This is a genomic window from Geobacillus sp. B4113_201601 (genome assembly GCF_001587475.1).
Lineage (GTDB): Bacteria > Bacillota > Bacilli > Bacillales > Anoxybacillaceae > Geobacillus > Geobacillus icigianus.
The window spans coordinates 2,498-5,744 of the sequence record NZ_LQYX01000071.1 but is presented as its reverse complement, the minus strand read 5'-3'; the positions used below and the strand labels follow the sequence as shown (position 1 = coordinate 5,744).

Genomic DNA, 3,247 nt, shown 5'->3' with positions numbered 1-3,247 from the left:
GTCCAATCAGAGAATACCCTACCTTTTTTCTTTTGGTCTAGCAAAATGCTTTACACAAAATTTTATACATCATCAACCAAGCCGAGCGCGATTTGCGGATGGTGAAAGTCAAACCAAAAATTTCTGGAACGTTTCGTCAGGAAGACGATGCCAAGGCTTTCTGTATCATTCGTAGCGTCATTTCTACCCTGCAAAAACACGGAAAGCCGGTGTGGGAATCGTTGCAAAAACTTCTAAGTGGGGAGTCTCTTCAAACGCTTCTCCATTCCTCCTAGGGCGTTTTCGATACCGGAAATGCCCTATTGGTGCTGGATTCTGAAAATCTCGCTAGTATTGGGCTGAATGGATACGAAGAACGTTATAATTAACCATATATTGTAAATGAGGATGAACAAAATAAGGGGATTCTCCCTTTCCACACAAGAAACTGAATATCCAGTCTCCTGTGTGGAGAAAACCAGTCCCCTATCAATTTAAATCCATTTCAGAGAAACCCTACCCCCCATTACATTACACAAAATTCTTGACGGTACCTCGTGCTCTATTAAATAACGAAAGACAATGGTGTCTTTTTTATAGATGTCTACTTGACAGGGGGAAGACTATTTCGCTTAACTTTTTAGTGTAGAAAACATTTTATTCCTTCTTATTAGGTATACATTTGTGTTAATATGTAAACAACTATGTATATAAAAATACAAAGGGGGATTTTTTTGGATAACTATAGAAAAAAAATGTTCAGAGGTGCGAAGATAGAGGATTGTATTCTGGAGTTTGAAAATAATGAAAGACAAGCAAAGATCAAAAAAGAAGAGGTAAAGGATAAATGTGAAAAGAGATTTTATGAAGGTTTATCTTTAGCTTATAGATTGGTAAGCCAAAAGCTAAGATGGGAGTTTGATTATAAGAAAGAAGAATGGGAAAAAAATATAGTTAATAAAATCGAAAAAATTATAAAACAAATCGAGGAATTTGAACTAAATAGTAGTTCCCAAAAACCAATCATTGAACTTGAGAAAGAACACAACATACCTATAAGTTTGCAAGTAGGACAGTATAAAGGTATGGCTTTAGGATATAGTTCCATTAGGAATAAATTAGAAAAGGAATTATCACAAAGAAGAGGCAAGGAAAAAATCGGTGAAATCATAGCTGATTGCATAGATGAGTTTGAATTCATCTCGGATTATTATAGAAAAGAAATAGAAAAAGCAGAAGATGATTTTATTAAAGGATTCTTGGGAGGAAATCTAATAGCATACCAAAATGTCTTAAAACAACTGAAGTTAGAAGTTTAATGATAATCCGTGGTGCTATATACATGCAACATGAAGAACGAACCTTCTCCTTGATCATGTACACCATAAGCACAGCATCATTTCCTCCAAAAATCCTGCGTCTTCATCTGCAAGCTGAGCCATGGAGGAGGAAGATCGTTGCAAGAGAAGCAAATGTTCATTTTTTAATGAGCATGTATATCGTTGAGCGCTAGTGCTTAACTAGTACCACGGATATACTCCAATCTTTTTATAGCTGTTTATTTTCCATAACTCCCACCTGAAGGACTAATTGATTTCTCTTCTTGTGTACTTCGAACAATGTCCGGAATGAAAATTACCCTCAAGGTAAGGGAAATAATAGAAATTACAACTAATGTAAAAGATACAGATAGATAGGAAATAATCCAACCTGCTAAAAATGAACCGAATGCCGTCCCGCCTACCGTCAAGGTATCAACCGCTGAGTAAACTCTATCAGCCCTATAACGCCCATGATTGCCGATGTTCCTAGCTGTTTGCTTCCATCCAAGCACCAATGAATACACCCAATACAGAACCAGCTCCTACTGCCTGCCCTCCACCCGGGGATGAAAATCCGCACCAGTTATGGAAGTGGTCAAGAACGTGAACGGCTTTTGGACATACCTTTTCCATGGCTTTTCTCATGGCAGGAGCCAAGTCGCTGACCACATACTTCACTTTGGCGGCAATGGGTTGAAGCGCCTCCACAATGGCTTCTTCATTTTTTCCAGAAGCAACGGAAAGGACATTCCGAGTCTGTGTGTCCATCACCGCTACTCCGTCATCATGTCCCTTTCGGAAAGCGAATTCATCCACACATACGACGGTAGGATTCGATGTTGGTAAAAGAGCCGGGGCATATTGATAAAACCAGCGTTCTACGGTCGTGTAGGCGAGTGGTAACAAGCGAGCGACTTCTTGGATCGTTTTTCCGATGCATAACTGGGCGACCCATTGTTGAAACGATTCCGTCGCGATACTGTGAGACGGAAGTCCCGGATCAGAAACGGTGAACGTCAGAAAACAGGCTTGGCAACGCCGTCTTTCGATGGGAAGTTCAATCCAAAATAAACCGACCGTATTGGTATAGCCATGAATCCATTGTTTTCGTTTCGATGATATTTTGGTTGTCCGTCCGAAGCAAGTCGGGCAGATCGGACAATGAGGAGGGAGGGAACGTTCAAAAATCCATCGTCCTTCCTCTTATAAGAAAGTCTAGTAAAGTGATCAAATCTTTGATAAACTGATATTGGTTATTTTTCAACTAGGATTTTCGTGATGAATTGAGTTACCTCCACAATAACTCTATTCATTAAGACGTATTCTTTCAGCCATAGCATTATTAGGAATAGTGTCTAAAAGATGAATGGGGATTCCTCCACAATAACCCCCATTCATCCTATGATCTTAGTATTGGTAGTTTTTGAGCAAGGTTTTCGTGAATAGAGTTATCTCCACAATAACTCAGATGTTATTACCAAGCAACAGCTGAAGCTTCGCCGCTTTCAGCCATTAAGGCTAAAAATTCAACAGCTATTTCTGGAGCAACTACGGCAGTACCAGCAATAATGGCTGCGGCAATAGTCCATGCGACCCATGTTGGAACTCCAAGGACAGCAGCTAATTTCATATTATTCCCTCCTTTCAAAAAGATTTGTCTTAGTAAATACTTTTTTGCATCCATAAGAAAATGTGCTTGGTTCTCACCAAAAGTCGCACTTAATTTTTCCTTGACATACCTTACTTATGCATCTAAGAAAGAACATGGCGATGAACCATTTGCTTATTTCTTATGAAATTTTTGGTATATTACTAAGACTATCTTTGTGTTACATATTTGAGTATCTGCTTGTCAAGATTCGTTCAAAAAAAAAAATTCCGACAGTAATTTTTAGCAAACCCTTGTTTTTCAAGGGTTTGTTGTTGTTTTTAGGGGGATTTTTATT

General features: G+C 38.8%; 3 protein-coding genes and 2 pseudogenes. 2 read left to right on the top strand and 3 right to left on the bottom strand.

The genetic code is table 11. The features are described 5' to 3' along the window. Positions 1-74: 74 nt before the first annotated feature. Positions 75-275 (top strand): annotated as a pseudogene (locus B4113_RS18755) (IS66 family transposase); the annotation flags it as partial. Between the two features lie 438 nt (positions 276-713). Beyond that, entirely contained in the window at positions 714-1,298 is a 585-nt protein-coding gene (locus tag B4113_RS08480; protein ID WP_051962744.1) for a hypothetical protein, read from the top strand. A gap of 489 nt (positions 1,299-1,787) precedes the next feature. On the opposite strand, the gene B4113_RS21175 is transcribed toward B4113_RS08480, so the two are convergent. From B4113_RS21175 to B4113_RS19850, 3 genes and pseudogenes are all read right to left on the bottom strand, one after another. Further along, a complete protein-coding gene (locus B4113_RS21175; RefSeq protein WP_051962745.1) occupies positions 1,788-2,207 on the bottom strand; it encodes a transposase in 420 nt (139 codons plus the stop codon). 9 nt (positions 2,208-2,216) lie between these two features. Continuing rightward, positions 2,217-2,279 (bottom strand): annotated as a pseudogene (locus B4113_RS21170) (hypothetical protein); the annotation flags it as partial. A 496-nt stretch (positions 2,280-2,775) separates the two neighbouring features. Next, complete coding sequence (locus tag B4113_RS19850; protein ID WP_156102743.1) at positions 2,776-2,931, bottom strand: hypothetical protein; 156 nt, start codon at positions 2,929-2,931, stop codon at positions 2,776-2,778. Positions 2,932-3,247 lie beyond the last annotated feature (316 nt).

What these genes read in the sequence shown, in the direction of transcription:
- B4113_RS19850 (WP_156102743.1), bottom strand. Translation starts at nt 2,931, where the DNA reads ATGAAATTAGCTGCTGTCCTTGGAGTTCCAACATGGGTCGCATGGACT.